The 17725-nt window shown below is 39.6% G+C and carries 12 protein-coding genes; 7 read left to right on the top strand and 5 right to left on the bottom strand.

What is annotated here, in order from left to right; all coding sequences use genetic code 11:
• Together ESY88_RS21870 and ESY88_RS08830 are read left to right on the top strand one after the other, a co-directional pair.
• Window positions 1–161: IS3 family transposase (locus ESY88_RS21870; RefSeq protein ID WP_147088277.1), on the top strand; the 161-nt coding region annotated here is incomplete at its 5' end.
• Window positions 162–227: 66 nt separating this feature from the next.
• Window positions 228–542, top strand: coding sequence for a glycosyltransferase family protein (locus ESY88_RS08830; RefSeq protein WP_147129032.1), 315 nt, complete (start codon window positions 228–230; stop codon window positions 540–542).
• A 56-nt stretch (window positions 543–598) separates the two neighbouring features.
• Here the strand turns inward: ESY88_RS08830 and ESY88_RS20965 are convergent, their stop codons facing one another.
• The gene (locus tag ESY88_RS20965; protein ID WP_189702562.1) at window positions 599–772 is read right to left on the bottom strand and encodes a hypothetical protein; all 174 of its coding nucleotides are present in this window, start codon (window positions 770–772) and stop codon (window positions 599–601) included.
• A 1380-nt stretch (window positions 773–2152) separates the two neighbouring features.
• Here ESY88_RS20965 and ESY88_RS08820 point away from each other — a divergent pair.
• From ESY88_RS08820 to ESY88_RS08810, 3 genes are all read left to right on the top strand, one after another.
• Window positions 2153–3289 carry a glycosyltransferase family 4 protein gene (locus ESY88_RS08820; RefSeq protein ID WP_147086431.1) on the top strand — a complete coding sequence of 379 codons (1137 nt, stop codon included), beginning with the start codon at window positions 2153–2155 and terminating at the stop codon, window positions 3287–3289.
• A 66-nt stretch (window positions 3290–3355) separates the two neighbouring features.
• The gene (locus ESY88_RS08815) at window positions 3356–4123 is read left to right on the top strand and encodes a polysaccharide biosynthesis/export family protein (protein ID WP_147086432.1); all 768 of its coding nucleotides are present in this window, start codon (window positions 3356–3358) and stop codon (window positions 4121–4123) included.
• A gap of 2 nt (window positions 4124–4125) precedes the next feature.
• Window positions 4126–6462 (top strand): GumC family protein, encoded by a 2337-nt coding sequence (locus tag ESY88_RS08810; RefSeq protein ID WP_147086433.1) that lies wholly within the window; start codon window positions 4126–4128, stop codon window positions 6460–6462.
• Window positions 6463–6739: 277 nt separating this feature from the next.
• On the opposite strand, the gene ESY88_RS08805 is transcribed toward ESY88_RS08810, so the two are convergent.
• Together ESY88_RS08805 and rpe are read right to left on the bottom strand one after the other, a co-directional pair.
• A complete protein-coding gene (locus tag ESY88_RS08805) occupies window positions 6740–7114 on the bottom strand; it encodes an endonuclease domain-containing protein (RefSeq protein ID WP_147086434.1) in 375 nt (124 codons plus the stop codon).
• Between the two features lie 4514 nt (window positions 7115–11628).
• A complete protein-coding gene (rpe, locus tag ESY88_RS08800) occupies window positions 11629–12291 on the bottom strand; it encodes a ribulose-phosphate 3-epimerase (RefSeq protein WP_147086435.1) in 663 nt (220 codons plus the stop codon).
• A 257-nt stretch (window positions 12292–12548) separates the two neighbouring features.
• Between rpe and ESY88_RS20960 the strand changes: the two genes are divergently transcribed.
• Both ESY88_RS20960 and ESY88_RS08780 read left to right on the top strand, forming a co-directional pair.
• Window positions 12549–12740, top strand: a complete 192-nt coding sequence (locus ESY88_RS20960) for a hypothetical protein (protein ID WP_189702561.1) — start codon at window positions 12549–12551, stop codon at window positions 12738–12740.
• A 1413-nt stretch (window positions 12741–14153) separates the two neighbouring features.
• The gene (locus ESY88_RS08780) at window positions 14154–15131 is read left to right on the top strand and encodes a Fic family protein (protein ID WP_147086512.1); all 978 of its coding nucleotides are present in this window, start codon (window positions 14154–14156) and stop codon (window positions 15129–15131) included.
• Window positions 15132–15496: 365 nt separating this feature from the next.
• Here ESY88_RS08780 and ESY88_RS08775 read toward each other — a convergent pair whose 3' ends face one another.
• The gene (locus tag ESY88_RS08775; protein WP_147086438.1) at window positions 15497–16360 is read right to left on the bottom strand and encodes a sigma-70 family RNA polymerase sigma factor; all 864 of its coding nucleotides are present in this window, start codon (window positions 16358–16360) and stop codon (window positions 15497–15499) included.
• Window positions 16361–16445: 85 nt separating this feature from the next.
• Window positions 16446–16820, bottom strand: a complete 375-nt coding sequence (locus ESY88_RS08770; protein ID WP_147086439.1) for a hypothetical protein — start codon at window positions 16818–16820, stop codon at window positions 16446–16448.
• Between the last annotated feature and the right edge of the window lie 905 nt (window positions 16821–17725).

The raw sequence follows: 17725 nt of genomic DNA, 5'->3' as shown, positions 1-17725 counted from the left end.
GTACAAATAGATATAGATTTGCGTCGAGTGAACAGCTGCATGCGTGCCTGGTAGAATATATAAGCTGGTACAACACCAAAAGGATCCATTCAACCTTGGGGTATAGAACACCATTGGAAATGCAACTAGAATTAGAAAATTTAATCAATAAAGCGGCTTAATAAAAATAGTCACGCTTTTTGTAGGAATTCCAGGTTTTTCAAAATAAACTCCTACAACGCGGCTGGATGCCGGCGCACCCCACCTTATTTTTAAAAAGAGAGGTCTATCTCCAAAAAGGCGGTTTTAACTTGGGCTACAAAATCGCGGCAGATTACGATTTCATCTTAAGGGTCTTTCGAGATCCAAGCTATTCATTTCAGTATGTGCCAATAACCATCACAAAAATGAGGCTAGGTGGTGCCAGCAACAAAAGCCTCAAAAATCTCATCCAAAAGACCAAAGAAGACTACCGCGCCTCAAAATCCAACGGACTCTCCCTACCCTTCAAAGTCATCCTCTTAAAAAACCTTTCCAAAATCCCCCAGTGGTTCAAGAAATAAGCCTTTCAGCTACAAACTAGCTTATTATTGTTCTAAACCTTCGTCGTACGACGTCTTCAATTTAAGTTCATCTTCTCCCGATAGTTATTGGGATCGATTTCATCTTCATCTTCGTCTTCGTCTTCGTCTTCGTCTTCGTCTTCGTCTTCGTCTTCGTCTTTCTTCCGCGTAAATCCGCAAAATCTGCGGGCTAAACAAACATCCGCCACTCCATATTTCCCGCAGATCACGCAGATCGCCGCAGATTTCTCTTCAAGTTCAAGTTCAACTTCATCTTCGTCAGACCTACAAGGAACCCTCGTGCCTCGGGAATACCTTGCAGGTCAAATTTTATTTTACTACGTATTTTTCAACTTCAACTTCTCCCGATAGCTATCGGGATCAAGTTCAAGTTCAATTTCAAGTTCAACTTCATCTTCATTCCCCGTCCTACGTCCTAAAATAGAACAATGAGTATACAGGAATAGATAATTTCAAATTAGTTACAATTTAGTCCTACGTCCTACGTCTTAAATCTTCCGTCTTCATCTTCTCCCGATAGCTATCGGGATCGACTTCGACCTCGTCTCCGTCTTTCTTCCGCGTAGATCCGCGAAATCTGCGGGCTAAACAAACAACCGCCACTCGATATTTCCCGCAGATCACGCAGATCGCCGCAGACCTCTCTTCAAGTTCTCCCGATAGCTATCGGGATCAAGTTCAACTTCGTCTTCATCTTCCGTCTTCAAGTTCAAGTTCAAGTTCAACTTCGTCTTCATCTTCATCTTCAACTTCATCTTCATTCCCCGTCCTACGTCCTAAAATAGAGCAATGAGTATACAGGAATAGATAATTTCAAATTAGTTACAATTTAGTCCTACGTCCTACGTCTTAAATCTTCCGTCTTCATCTTCTCCCGATAGCTATCGGGATCGACTTCATCTTCGCCTTCGTCTTTCTTCCGCGTAAATCCGCGAAATCTGCGGGCTAAACAAACAACCGCAACTAAATATTTCCCGCAGATCACGCAGATCGGCGCAGACCTCTCTTCAAGTTCAAGTTCTCCCGATAGCTATCGGGATCAAGTTCAAGTTCAAGTTCAACTTCAACTTCATCTTCAACCTCGTCAGACCTACAAGGAACCCTCGTGCCTCGGGAATACCTTGCAGGTCAAATTTTATTTTACCACGTATTTTTCAACTTCAACTTCTCCCGATATTTCCCGCAGCTCACGCAGATCGCCGCAGACTTCTCTTCGTCTTCTCTTCATCTTCCGTCTTCCGTCTTCAAGTTCTCCCGATAGCTATCGGGATCAAGTTCAAGTTCAAGTTCAATTTCAAGTTCAAATTCGTCTTCATCTTCATCTTCCGTCTTCAAGTTCAAGTTCAATTTCAAGTTCAACTTCATCTTCCTCTTCATCTTCATCTTCATCTTCATCTTCATCTTCATCTTCATCTTCCGTCTTCAAGTTCAATTTCAAGTTCAAGTTCAAGTTCAAGTTCAACTTCATCTTCCGTTCATGTCAATTATTTGAATTACAACCGATTTTTTCATATTAATCATACTTTCCTACTATATTTGTGCCGGTAATTCGAATCTTATTTATTGATTCCTAGTTCAACATACCTATAATGATACAGGAAATTCTCAATTATTTTAATCCATTGGAGCACTTGGAACTTTGGCTCATTTTGGCTTTCTTTTTAGCGTTTATGGTTTCGATGAGCACCTTTCCTGCCATCTTTAATATTGCCGAGGCCAAACACCTTATGGATGAACCTGGAGATCGCAGCATCCATTCCGTGAAAACACCTACTTTGGGCGGTGTTGGAATCTTCATCAGTTTAGTGGTTGTGATTACCATGCTGGGCGGGCTTTTGGATACCAAGATTTTACTGCTCATTTTGGGCAGTTTGACCATACTCTTCTTTTTAGGTCTAAAAGACGATTTGTTGATCCTCTCGCCAACCAAGAAATTGTTTGGCCAATTTTTGGCAGCAATGCTCTTGATCATTTTTACGGATACGCGCATTCTGGGGCTTTCGGGACTTTTCGGCGTGACCATTATGCCTTATTGGGTTTCAGTTGCTTTTACCTTATTTGTCTATCTTTTGGTCATCAATGCCTATAACCTTATTGACGGGGTGGATGGTTTGGCAGGCTGTTTAGCGCTTTTGGGTTCAGGCGCTTTTGCATTCATCGCCATTAAAATAGATGACGTAACAATGTCTACCGTAGCTGTAGGCACTGTAGGAGCCTTGATTCCCTTTTTGAGACTTAACTTTTCAAAGCATAAGAAGATCTTTATGGGCGATACAGGGTCCATGATTATTGGCTTTCTACTCGCTTTTTTTGCGGTGCGCTTTATTGGGAGCACGCAGTCCACTCCAGCTTCCGAATTTTCTAATTCAGCACCAATCATGGTGCTCGCCATTTTATTCTTTCCGTTGTTGGATACCTTTAGGATTTTTATGATTCGATTGGTGCTATTGAAAAAGAGTCCGTTTTCGGCAGATAACAATCATTTGCACCATCGCTTTCTAGGTTTGGGTTTTAGCCATGTGCAAACCACGATGTATATTGTGATCCTCAATCTCATGCTCGTCGCTTTTGCCTATGCCATGCGGGATTTTGACATTCACTACCAATTTATGGCTTTGGCGCTAGTAGGCATGCTACTCTACTCCGTGCTTTTTATTTACAATTGGCTCATGATCAAAGGTGGGCTGCCACAGTTGCTCAATGCTGTAAAAAACTACAAACTCTAAATTAGACCTTAACTTTTGCGAATCTCTATTTTGCGGTTATATTTGCAAGCATTCAAAACAGCCTTAATGAAATTCAACGTTTTAGTCATCATGCTCCTTGTAGGTACTCTATTGTCTTCCTGTGCCTCAAAAAAAGAAATCCTCTATTTACAGGATGCGAGTAAATTCGATAATTCTGAGCTGTCTTATGGCACGACGAAAATTCAACCCAACGATATTTTAAGGATTACGGTTGGCGCCTTGATAGAAGAAACGGCGATCCCTTTCAACAGATCTGCGGGTGGGCAAGGCGGTGGAGGTGGTATAGAATTGATACAGTTGGAGGGTTATTTGGTTACCAACGAAAACAGCATTAGCTTTCCACAGCTAGGGAGCATATCCACAAAGGATAAAACCGTATTGGAATTAGAGGAATATATAAAACAAATGTTGGAATCTAAAGGCTTGCTGAAGGCTCCTACAGTGAACGTACGCTTACTGAATGCTAAGGTAACCATACTTGGCGAAATTAATTCTCCAGGGGTTTATACCTTTACTGAACAAAATATCACTCTCTTGCAAGCCATAGGCTATGCCGGTGATTTAACCATCAACGGAAAACGGGAAGATATCAAGATCATTAGGGAGTTGGATGGCAACCGCCAAATCGGGACTGTAGATTTAACTTCGGGAGACTTTTTGAATAGCGACTTCTACCATGTGAAACCCAATGATGTCATTGTGGTCAATCCAAATGATCCAAGAGTCAAAAGTGCAGGCTTTATTGGCAATGTGGGAACGCTGCTCTCCGTGGTGTCCATTCTTTTCACAACGATAGTCTTAATCACGAGATAATTATGAATCAAGACCAAAAATCAATGACTGCTCAAAAGAATGATCAGGGTGAAGTCATCAAAAGTGAGATTATCAAATATTTAAGGTATTGGTACTGGTTCGCTATTTGTATAGTATTGGCTTTATTGGGCGCCTATCTCTATTTACGCTACACCCCGAACATTTATTCATCTACTGCCAAAATAAAGATTCTCGATAAAGGCAAGGGACTGGAGTTGCCCTCTTCTGCTTTTGTGTTCAATAGATCTAACATCAATCTCGAGAATGAAATCGAGATCATAAAATCCTACCGAATTATTGAACAAGCGGTCAAGCAATTGGATTTGACCATGGGCTTTTATGAGGTAGGCAATGTGTTGACTACTGAAATTAACCAGTTTCCTTTCAAATTTGTTAAAACAATTCCTAATGATAGTATCAGCAACTACAGGCAATATCGAATTGAAGTAAACAAAAATGGCTTCAATGTGTTTGAAGGTGCTTCTGAAAACGCTACCCTGATTGGGAATTACAATTCCTATAATGTTGCGCATGATTTGCCCTTTGAATTGCAATTTGAGAATGGGGAAGCGGCGAAGCCCTATCTTGGTCACTCATACTTGTTGCGATTGAGTCCGTTAGCCGGGGCTACAAGAAAGCTTAAAGGCGCATTGAATGTGAGTATGTTAGGCAAAGGCAGTGATCTCTTGAAATTGAGCCATTCCAGCCAAAGTTGGACCCGATCTGAACGCACTTTGAATGCGGTCATCGATGTATTCAATCGCGATGGGATTAATGATAGGCAACAGATTTCAAAGCGTACCATAGATTTTATTGACGAACGTTTTAAATCTTTGGCGATGGAATTGGATTCCATTGAAGTGGACATCAAGGATTTTAAAAGATCCAATAATTTTATCAATTTAGAGTCCGATGCCGAAGTGAGTTTGACACAGCAAACCATGGCTGAAGGTCAAGTCTTTGACGTGGAGAACCAATTGATCATTACCGACCTGTTGGAAGAAACGCTTGGGGCAGATAATGCTGAATCTGATTTACTTCCGGCCAATATAGGGATTGGAGATAATAATATCAATGGGCTAATAGACCAGTACAATGAGCTCGTCTTACAGCGCGACAATTTTGCGGTAAGTGGCGGGGAGAATAACCCCACTATAAAGATTCTTAATGATAAACTGAAAAACGTCAAGAGCAACATAAATGCCTCCATCGACTCTTATAAGGCACAGTTGAATGCTTCCAAACAACAGTTGGTCAAAAGAAATCAAAGATATGCTGGACAAGTCTCTAGTTTGCCTTTAAAGGAAAAGCTCATGCGTTCTCGCATCCGTCAGCAGGAAATCAAACAAACCTTGTATTTATTCCTGTTGCAGAAGCGTGAGGAAGCCGCCATAAATCTGGCCATTACCGAGCCCTCAATTAAAGTGGTGGAGTATGCCTTATCCTCTGGAGGTCCCATTTCGCCCAATTCGAGAAACATCTATTTAATGGCGCTCATTGCAGGGCTTGCCGTTCCATTTGCGGCCATTTATGGTTTTAATTTACTGAATACTAAGATCAAGGGGAAAAATGATGTGGTCAATAGCGTTGGAGACATCCCTATTTTGGCTGAATTGCCGCGTATCAAAGGCGATAAGCTGGTTTTTGATAATCCTACAGACCGCTCCGTACAATCGGAAGCCTTTAGAATTCTATCGGCCAATGTCAATTACATCTTACCTGCAACCGATTCCGATCAAGGCAAAGTAATTTACTGCACGTCCACCATCAAAGGGGAGGGGAAAACCTACGTGGGTATGAATCTCTCTTTGGCACTCTCCAGCATCAATAAAAAAGTGTTGCTCATTGGTGCCGATTTAAGAAATCCTCAGATCCATAGTTACGTGGCTCATGAAAAAAATGAAGTTGGCCTTTCCAATTTTCTTCATGATGACAGCTCAGATTGGAAAGCTGCAATCATTCATGGCTTTGAAAAGCATCCTAATCACGATATATTATTGTCTGGAAGCATTCCCCCAAACCCCACCCAATTATTAACCAACGGTCGTTTTGAACAATTGATTACTGAAGCCAGAGCCATTTATGATTATATCATAGTAGATACAGCACCAACCATACTCGTTACCGATACCTTATTGATTTCCCGTTTGGCCGACGCCACCATTTATTTGGTGCGCGCCGATTACACCGAAAAGAACCTATTGGAATTCTCAAAAGGCCTGAACAATGCCGGGAAGTTAAAGAACATGGCCTACGTCATCAACGGCGTGGGATCCAGTAAAGCCTACGGCTACTCTTACAATTATGGCTACGGCTATGGCTATGGTGGGAATGAGTGAGTTTTCAGTTGGCAGTTTTCAGTGCTCAGTCTCCAGTCTTCAGTCTTCAGTTAGCAGTTCGCAGTTATCAGTTTTCAGTTGCAGTATTCAGTGCTCAGTTGGCTGTTCGCAGTTCGCAGTCTTCAGTTTTCAGTTGCAGTATTAAGTGCTCAGTCTCCGGTCTTCAATGAGGCATAGTATCTCTAATTCATAAACTCCACGATTAAATAAGAATCCTACTAAACCCCCCCCAAACAATTCCCCTCCCGGGAGGAGCCAGGGGTGGGTATTCAGTGGGCTAGCAATGCGTTTTCATCTCCTTAATTGTTTCTTCAATATTTAGCAACACCCAGCTAAGATTATTCCTTACATCTAAATCGCTAAACCTTATTACAACCACTCCCAAATCCTCCAATCTTTTTTGACGAATAGCGTCTTTTTCTTGTTGTCCTTCTTCAAAATGTATGCTGCCATCCACTTCAATAGCCAAGTGTAAGTTTTTACAATAAAAATCCACAATATATTGGTCAATAGGGATTTGCCTACTGAATCTCACGCCGGTTTTTTTACCCTTTATTTCGCGCCATAATATGATTTCTCCCAAAGTCATGTTGTTGCGAAGCTTCTTTGCAAACGCCACTAGGTAAGAGTTATATTTTATTATTTTTCTCATAGTGCGACCCACCCCTTGATCCCCTCCCTGGAGGGGAGGCTTTCGTGGTTGTTTTCATAATAAGCTAAAATACAAATAATTAGGATTATCATTGACAAGAAACCCGCAGCAAGTATCTCGTCATCATATTCTTTGTCAATCATGAACATACGTGGACTTTCAATTATGTCTAAAGAATTCTATCAAAACCCCCAAACAATTCCCCTCCCGCGAGGGGCCAGGGGGTTGGCATTTGGAGGGTCTTTATCACAATCAAAAACGGATATAGAAAAACGGATTCAGATATCCTTAAAAACATTAAGCCTCATTTATTCGTGAAATAGATAGTGCCCAATCAGAATAGGCATAGAAAACACGTAAAGATTCGTGATAATTCGTGCAATTCGTGGCTACTTTTTTTGAATCGGAATACTTTCAAAACTTTAGTTGTAAGTTAAACACTATCCCAAGCGTAATCCCAATTCAAGAATTTAGCTCCCATTCGCATTTGAGTGACAGCCCATTAATTTTGAATAGCTAACCATTCAGTCGAATGGTATGAACCATCACGAATCTAGATCAGCGTAAATCAGTTATATCAGTGTCATCTGCGTTCTATTGACTACCACTCACGACACTGATTTGCTCTTTGTTCTTGATTTTTCACAGATCAACAGTGATCAAAATCAATAAAGGGATTCAGAAAAACGGATTCAAATGTCCTTAAAAACAGTAAGCCTCATTTATTCGTGAAATAGATAGTGTCCAATCAGAATAGGCATAGAAAACACATCAAGATTCGTGATAATTCGTGCAATTCGTGGCTATTTTTTTTGAATCGCAATACTTTCAAAACTCTAGTTGTAAGTTAAACACTAACCCAAGCGTAATCCCAATTCAAGAATTTAGCTCCCATTCGCATTTGAGTGACAGCCCATTAATTTTGAATAGCTAACCATTCAGTCGAATGGTATCAAACAATACAAATCTAAATCAGCGTAAATCAGTTATATCAGTGTCATCTGCGTTCTATTTATTAATCACTCATGACACTGATTTACTCTTTGTTCTTGATTCTTCACAGATCAACAGTGATCAAAATCAATAAACGGTTTCAGATATCCTTAAAAACAGTAAGCCTCCTTTATTCGTGAAATAGATAGTGTCCAATCAGAATAGGCATGGAAAACACATCAAGATTCGTGATAATTCGTGTAATTCGTGGCTATTTTTTTTGAATCGCAATACTTTCAAAACTCTAGTTGTAAGTTAAACACTAACCCAAGCGTAATCCCAATTCAAGAATTTAGCTCCCATTCGCATTTGAGTGACAGCCCATTAATTTTGAATAGCTAACCATTCAGTCGAATGGTGTCAAACAATACAAATCTAAATCAGCGTAAATCAGTGATATCAGTGTCATCAGCGTTCTATTCATCTACCAATCATCACACTGATTTGCTCTTTGTTCTTGATTTTTCACAGATCAACAGTGATCAAAATCAATAAACAGATTCAGAGAAACGGATTCAAATATCCTTAAAAACAGTAAGCCTCCTTTATTCGTGAAATAGATAGTGCCCAATCAGAATAGGCATAGAAAACACGTAAAGATTCGTGATAATTCGTGCAATTCGTGGCTATTTTTTTTTAATCGGAATACTTTCAAAACTTTAGTTGTAAGTTAACCACTAACCCAAGCGTAGTCCCAATTCAAGAATTTAGCTCCCATTCGCATTTGAGTGACAGCCCATTAATTTTGAATAGCTAACCATTCAGTCGAATGGTATGAACTATCACGAATCTAGATCAGCGTAAATCAGTTATATCAGTGTCATCTGCGTTCTATTTATTAATCACTCATGACACTGATTTGCTCTTTGTTCTTGATTTTTCACAGATCAACAGTGATCAAAATCAATAAACGGTTTCAAATGTCCTTAAAAACAGTAAGCCTCCTTTATTCGTGAAATAGATAGTGTCTAATCAGAATAGGCATAGAAAACACATCAAGATTCGTGATAATTCGTGCAATTCGTGGCTATTTTTTTTGAATCGCAATACTTTCAAAACTCTAGTTGTAAGTTAACCACTAACCCACCATCATCATTATTCAGTCGAATGGTATGAACCATCACGAATCTAAATCAGCGTAAATCAGTTATATCAGTGTCATCTGCGTTCTATTGACTACCACTCACGACACTGATTTGCTCTTTGTTCTTGATTTTTCACAGATCAACAGTGATCAAAATCAATAAACAGATTCAGATATCCTTAAAAACAGTAAGCCTCCTTTATTCGTGAAATAGATAGTGCCCAATCAGAGTAGGCATGGAAAACAGATAAAAAATTCGTGATAATTCGTGCAATTCGTGGCTTTTTTTTGAATCGCAATACTTTCAAAACTCTAGTTGTAAGTTAACCACTAACCCACCATCATCATTATTCAGTCGAATGGTATGAACCATCACGAATCAAAATCAGCGTAAATCAGTTATATCAGTGTCATCTGCGTTCTATTGACTACCACTCACGACACTGATTTGCTCTTTGTTCTTGATTTTTCACAGATCAACAGTGATCCAAATCAATAAAAGGATTCAGATATCCTTAAAAACAGTAAGCCTCCTTTATTCGTGAAATAGATAGTGTCTAATCAGAATAGGCATAGAAAACACATCAAGATTCGTGATAATTCGTGCAATTCGTGGCTATTTTTTTTGAATCGCAATACTTTCAAAACTCTAGTTGTAAGATAACCACTAACCCACCATCATCATTATTCAGTCGAATGGTATGAACCATCACGAATTTAAATCAGCGTAAATCAGTTGAATCCGTGTCATCAGCGTTCTATTTGTCTACCACTCACGACACTGATTTGCTCTTTGTTCTTGATTTTTCACAGATCAACAGTGATCAAAATCAATAAACAGATTCAGATATCCTTAAAAACATTAAGCCTCATTTATTCGTGAAATAGATAGTGCCCAATCAGAATAGGCATGAAAAACAGATAAAAAATTCGTGATAATTCGGGCAATTCGTGGCTACTTTTTTTGAATCGCAATACTTTCAAAACTCTAGTTGTAAGTTAAACACTAACCCAAGCGCAATCCCAATTCAAGAATTTAGCTCCCATTCGCATTTGAGCGACAGCTCCATAAATTTTAATTCCTAACCATTCAGTCGAATGGTATCAAACAATACAAATCTAAATCAGCGTAAATCAGTTGAATCCGTGTCATCAGCGTTCTATTCATCTACCACTCACGACACTGATTTACTCTTTGTTCTTGATTCTTTAAAGGTCAACAGTGATCAAAATCAATAAAGGGATTCAAATGTCCTTAAAAACAGTAAGCCTCCTTTATTCGTGAAATAGATAGTGCCCAATCAGAGTAGGCATAGAAAACACATCAAGATTCGTGATAATTCGTGCAATTCGTGGCTATTTTTTTTTAATCGGAATACTCTCAAAACTCAAGTTGTAAGTTAAACATGATCCCAAGCGTAATCCCAATTCAAGAATTTGGCTCCCATTCGCATTTGAGTGACAGCCCATTAATTTTGAATAGCTAACCATTCAGTCGAATGGTATCAAACAATACAAATCTAAATCAGCGTAAATCAGTTGAATCCGTGTCATCAGCGTTCTATTCATCTACCACTCACGACACTGATTTGCTCTTTGTTCTTGATTCCTTAGAGGTCAACAGTGATCAAAATCAATAAATAGATTCAGATGTCCTTAAAAACAGTAAGCCTCATTTATTCGTGAAATAGATAGTGCCCAATCAGAATAGGCATAGAAAACACGCAAAGATTCGTGATAATTCGTGTAATTCGTGGCTATTTTTTTTGAATCAGAATACTCTTAAAACTCAAGTTGTAAGTTAACCACTAACCCACCATCATCATTATTCAGCCGAATGGTATGAACCATCACGAATCTAAATCAGCGTAAATCAGTTGAATCTCTGTCATCTGCGTTCTATTGACTACCACTCACGACATTGATTTGCACTTTGTACTTGATTCCTTACAGTTCAACAGTGATCAAAATCAATAAACGGATTCAGAAAAACGGATTCAAATGTCCTTAAAAACAGTAAGCCTCCTTTATTCGTGAAATAGATAGTGCCCAATCAGAATAGGCATAGAAAACAGATAAAAAATTCGTGATAATTCGTGCAATTCGTGGCTACTTTTTTTGAATCGCAATACTATTAAAATTCTAGTTGTAAGTTAAACACTAACCCACCATCATCATTATTCAGTCGAATGGTATCAAACAATACGAATCAAAATCAGCGTAAATCAGTTGAATCCGTGTCATCAGCGTTCTATCAATCTCTGCCCAATATAATCTACTGAAAACCTAATTTACAATCAGTCACAATTTAGTCTTAGGTCTTATGTCCTGCAACGCAGTAGTCTTAAGTCTTCAACCGTAAGTTGATGTAAAAACTTAATTAAGAACACACCTGCTTTGCCCCATGAATTCAACGAGACCTAAACCCAATTTCAAATCAGGAATTAACCAAAGTCCTCAAACTCTTAATGGTTTCAGGTTGATTGGCACTCTTAAAAATATAACTTCCCGCGACAAACACATTGGCGCCCGCATCCACCAATTGTTTGGCATTTAGGTTGGTCACGCCGCCATCAATTTCGATTAAGGTGTCTAAACCTTGATCATCGATCATTTTACGGAGTTTTTTAATACGATTGTAGGTCATTTGCTCGAATTTTTGTCCGCCAAATCCAGGGTTGATCGACATCAATAAGACCATATAGCATTTAGGCAGAATATCCTCCAATACAGAAACTGGTGTGGTCAAATTCAACACGACTGCAGGCTTGCAACCGGCATCTTCAATCTGACAGAGAGTTCGGTGTAAGTGCACCGTAGATTCGTAGTGCACACTTATAATATCCGCACCCACGCGAGCGAATTCTTCAATATAGCGCTCTGGCTTTTCGATCATCAAATGTACGTCCAAAGGCTTTTTGGCATGTTTTTTAATGGCTTCAATCACTGGCATGCCGTAGGAAATATTAGGCACAAAGTGCCCATCCATCACATCAATATGAAACCAATCGGCATCGCTATTGTTTACCATTTCCACATCGCGTTGCAGATTGCCAAAATCGGCGGCAAGAATTGAGGGTGCTATTAATTTTTCAGGCATTTTGGGTATATTTTTGAGTTGCTACAAAGGTAATTAAAATGTGAAGATAATGGCGCTTTGACTGAAAGCTGTATGTTATTTTGAAAGACGGGAGACGAAGACGAAGACGAAGATGAAGATGAAGTTGAAGATGAAGGCGAAGATGAAGATGAAGATGAACTTGAACTTGAACTTGAACTTGAACTTGATCCCGATAGCTATCGGGAGAAGTTGAAGAGAAGTCTGCGAAGATCTGCGGGATCTGCGGGAAATATCGAGTGGCAGATGTCTGTTTGGCCCGCAGATATCGCGGATTTACACGGAAGAAAGACGGAGACGAAGATGAAGACGAAGACGAAGATGATCCCGTTAGCTATCGGGAGAAATTGAAGAGCAATCTGCGGCTATCTGCGAAATCTGCGGGAACTATAGTGGGAACCTTGGCTTATCCCGCAGATTTCGCGGATTAACGCAGAAAAAAGGGGGGAAAAGAGGGAGACGGGAGACGGGAGACGGGAGATGGGAGACGAAGACGAAGATGAAGACGAAGATGAAGATGAAGATGAAGATGAAGTTGAAGTTGAAGTTGAAGTTGAAAAATACGTGGTAAAATAAAATTTGACCTGCAAGGTATTCCCGAGGCACGAGGGTTCCTTGTAGGTCTGATGAAGACGAAGATGAAGATGATCCCGATAACTATCGGGAGAAGATGATCCCGTTAGCTATCGGGAGAAGTTGAAGAGCAATCTGCGGCTATCTGCGTGATCTGCGGGAACTATAGAGGGAACGTTGGCTTATCCCGCAGATTTCGCGGATTAACGCAGAAAAAAGGGGGAAAAAGAGGGAGACGGGAGACGGGAGATGAAGATGAAGATGAAGATGAAGTTGAAGTTGAAGTTGAAGTTGAAGTTGAAGTTGAAAAATACGTGGTAAAATAAAATTTGACCTGCAAGGTATTCCCGAGGCACGAGGGTTCCTTGTAGGTCTGACGAAGACGAAGATGAAGATGATCCCGATAACTATCGGGAGAAGATGATCCCGTTAGCTATCGGGAGAAGTTGAAGAGCAATCTGCGGCTATCTGAGTGATCTGCGGGAACTATAGAGGGAACGTTGGCTTATCCCGCAGATTTCGCGGATTAACGCAGAAAAAAGAGGGAAAAAGAGGGAGACGGAAGACGGGAGACGGGAGATGAAGACGAAGACGATCCAGATAACTATCGGGAGAAGATGAAGATGAAGATGAAGTTGAAGTTGAACTTGAAATTGAAATTGAAGAGCAATCTGCGGCTATCTGCGTGATCTGCGGGAACTATAGAGGGAAACTTGGCTTATCCCGCAGATTTCGCGGATTAACGCAGAAAAAAGGGGGAAAAAGAGGGAGACGGAAGACGGGAGACGGGAGACGGGAGACGAAGACGAAGATGAAGATGAAGATGAAGATGAAGATGAAGATGAAGATGAAGTTGAAGTTGAAGTTGAAGTTGAAAAATACGTGGTAAAATAAAATTTGACCTGCAAGGTATTCCCGAGGCACGAGGGTTCCTTGTAGGTCTGACGAAGACGAAGATGAAGATGAAGGCGAAGATGATCCCGTTAGCTATCGGGAGAAATTGAAGAGCAATCTGCGGCTATCTGCGTGATCTGCGGGAAATATAGAGGGAACGTTGGCTTATCCCGCAGATTTCGCGGATTAACGCAGAAAAAAGGGGGAAAAAGAGGGAGACGGGAGACGGGAGACGGGAGACGGGAGATGAAGACGAAGACTGGAGACTGAGGACTGAAAACTGACAGCAAACTGCCCCCATTTAAAAAATCCTGGTTTCAGTTAAAAATTCATAGCTAATGATTGTATATTTGATACTATCAAATGACACTATAAACATGAAGCCTCCGTACGAAATAACGCCTGAAATTTTAAAATGCATCACGTCTATTTCTGAGAAAGTCGGAGAAATTAATGCTAATTATTTGAATAGACCCTCTCCTAAATTAAGAAAACAGAACAAAATAAAAACGATTCACGCCTCCTTGAAAATTGAGGGCAATAGTCTCACTGAAGAACAGGTCACAGCTCTAATTGAAAATAAAAGAGTCATCGGGCCAGAAAAAGATATTCTCGAAGTCTTAAATGCAATCGAGATTTATGAAAATTTAGGACATTACAATCCCAACAATGAAAAATCATTCCTAAAAGCACATCAGAATTTAATGAAACTTCTAATTGAAGCTTCGGGAAGATACAGAAAGCAGAGCGTTGGCATCGTAAAAGGTTCAAAAGTTCAACATTTGGCGCCTCCATTTAAAAATGTATCTTTCCTAATGAAGGACCTTTTTGAATATTTAAAGGACTCAGAAGAAATTGTCCTAATCAAAAGTTGTGTTTTTCATTATGAAATGGAGTTCATTCATCCTTTTATGGATGGTAATGGAAGAATGGGAAGGCTCTGGCAAACATTGATTCTAATGCAAAAATATCCTGTTTTTGAGTTTCTTCCTTTTGAGACCATGATTAGCAATGACCAAGAAAAATATTACAGCGCGTTAGCCCTGAGTGATAAAGCCGGACAATCAACCAAATTTATTGAATACATGCTAAACGTCATTGACGCTTCATTAAATAAATTGTTAGATTTCAATAACCGAACTCTAAATGAGCAAGAGCGACTTGGATATTTCATATCCTTAAATAAAATTGAGTTTTCAAGAAAGGAGTATATGGATGTTTTCAAAAATATTTCATCTTCAACCGCGAGTAGAGATTTGAAAAAAGGATTGGAATCAAACCTATTTGAAAAAATGGGAGAAAAGAGCAAAACAAAATACAAACTAATAGGTGGGAAAAATATCACGATTAATTAGTTGCTAGATTTTTTTGGACTCGTAAAAATCCTTACCGTTTATTAACCCACGCTCGTTAAGTTTGCGGTTAACGGTTCTAAACTCAAGATTAAGAGTCTAACGCATGAAATCGAAATCGAAAGTGACATATCGGCTTTGCGTTCAGCATCTGAAATTTAAACCTGGGATTCTAAAAAAAAAATCGAAATTAAAAGTCCATTCCCTTGGGGAAGGGATTTAGGGATGGGCCACCAATATAGTCCCAAAGATAAACCCAGAGTAATCAGCTCTGGGTTCTTTCATCAATCAAAAAACGAACAGCCAATTACCCACCAAAGTGGGCATCTCTCTAAACTGAGAGTAAACCGTCGTTACAGTTACTAGGTCTAGCCTAAATAAGTTTTTAATATTTTACTTCTTGAAGTGTGTTTTAAGCGTCTAATGGCTTTTTCTTTAATCTGGCGAACACGTTCTCTGGTTAAATCAAAAGTCTCTCCAATTTCTTCCAAAGTCATTGGGTGCTGATTGCCCAAACCAAAATACAAACGAATCACATCGGCTTCTCTTGGGGTTAAGGTTTCCAAAGCACGCTCGATTTCTGTGCGAAGGGACTCGTGCATCAAATCCTTATCTGGATTTGGAGATTCTCCACTTCTCAATACATCGTACAAGTTGGAATCTTCTCCCTCTACCAAAGGCGCATCCATGGATACGTGACGCCCAGAATTTTTCATGGACTCCTTAACGTCGTTAATGGTCATGTCCAACTCCTTGGCAATTTCCTCGGCACTTGGCGGACGCTCATGACTTTGCTCTAAAAAAGCAAAGGTTTTGTTGATCTTGTTGATGGAGCCAATCTTGTTCAAAGGCAATCGCACAATACGCGATTGCTCGGCCAGGGCCTGCAAGATGGATTGACGAATCCACCATACTGCATAGGAGATGAATTTGAAACCACGGGTTTCATCAAAACGTTGTGCCGCTTTAATCAAACCAAGATTCCCTTCATTGATCAAATCTGGAAGTGTTAAGCCTTGATTCTGATATTGTTTAGCTACCGAAACCACAAAACGCAAATTCGCTTTGGTCAATTTTTCCAAAGCGCTTTGATCACCAGCCTTGATGCGTTGTGCCAATTCCACTTCCTCATCTGCGGTGATTAAATCTACTTTTCCAATTTCTTGTAAATACTTGTCTAACGACGCAGTTTCCCTATTCGTGACCTGCTTTGTAATTTTTAACTGTCTCATTCAATAATGTGTATTAGGGCATAAGTTTGTTGCATATGGTTATACGTAACAAGTCTTGAAAAAGTTACAAAAAATCAAAAGAAAATTAAATTTTAATTAATTTTTTATCGGTCAGATTAATGTCGTCCAACATTTCGTTGGTAAACTTGTAGTGCCCACGGGTAGTGATTAATCTGAATTTCTGGGAGCGCATTGAAGTCAGGGTGTTTAGGAACAACCATTTGGACTTCAATAATTTTGGTTCTTCACTCTTCAAACTGATGTCAAAGTAGTGCTTTCTCCCTTCCTTGGTGGCTACAATATCTGGGGTGATATTAATATCGCTACCTTTTTTGTGGTAGGATTTAGGGGTCTCATAGCCTTCCATGTCGGCCTTAATGTTTTCATAACCACGTTGCTCTAAATACGTGACAGAATCGCTCAAAATGTCGGAATATTTCTCTTTATCGGAATGTATCATAGCTAGTAATCTAATGAAAAAAATGACAAATGCAAATATTTGTGAGTATTTAACTTAACAAGGCTCAGGATGTAGCTCGGTAGATGATCTGTGTGGACTATATTTCTGAAATCGGACGCGACTAAGACTATATAACGACAGCCTTCAGCACAAGTTTCGCCTGGATGCTTATCACAAGTAAATCTAAAATCGAATCCCATATAAAGTCTAATGATTATAGAAGTAGCAATAGCGGCAGTTTTGCAACGTCATAAAAAAAAACCGCAATGGAGTTACGCCGCTTTCTATGGAATAAACGGGGTTTTGCAATGGATATAATATTTCATATAGAAAAGGAGAACATTATGAATGCAATACTTATAATTGGATGAACAATCTCACAAATTTGCTATAAGATAATTTCAAAGCAAAAACCCTAAAAACAAAGTCTGATTATCGTCAAATCCATGTCCATAGATAAGCCATGGATACTCCCTAGATAACTCCATGCAAAAAATAGGACCTATACAGCCTCTAAAATCAATTGCCCAATACGCCTTATGTATCAAAAAAAAAGTAAGAGTACTCAAGCTAAATCACGAATCTGAAAAAGAATATTTGAGTCTGAATACAATCGAAGTTAGCATTTCCAGATCCATTCCAGAACCGTACCAAGTGAACAGCACAAAGCCCCTCATCTAGTCACAATCAAGTCTATCCTCTAGCCTCTAGCTTCTACCCTCTAATATTCGAAAACTCAAATGAACAGCACACTGCTCCTCATTTAATCCCAATCAAGTCTATCCTCCAACCTCTAGCTTCTACCCTCTAACATTCGGAAATTCAAATCAACAGCATACTGCCCCTCATCTAGTCACAATCACGTCTATCCTCTATCCTCTATCCTCTAGCTTCTATCCTCTAAC

Origin of the sequence: Subsaximicrobium wynnwilliamsii (genome assembly GCF_007997225.1) — a bacterium.
Taxonomy (GTDB): Bacteria; Bacteroidota; Bacteroidia; order Flavobacteriales; family Flavobacteriaceae; genus Psychroserpens; species Psychroserpens wynnwilliamsii.
This window is presented reverse-complemented; position numbering and strand designations above follow the sequence as displayed.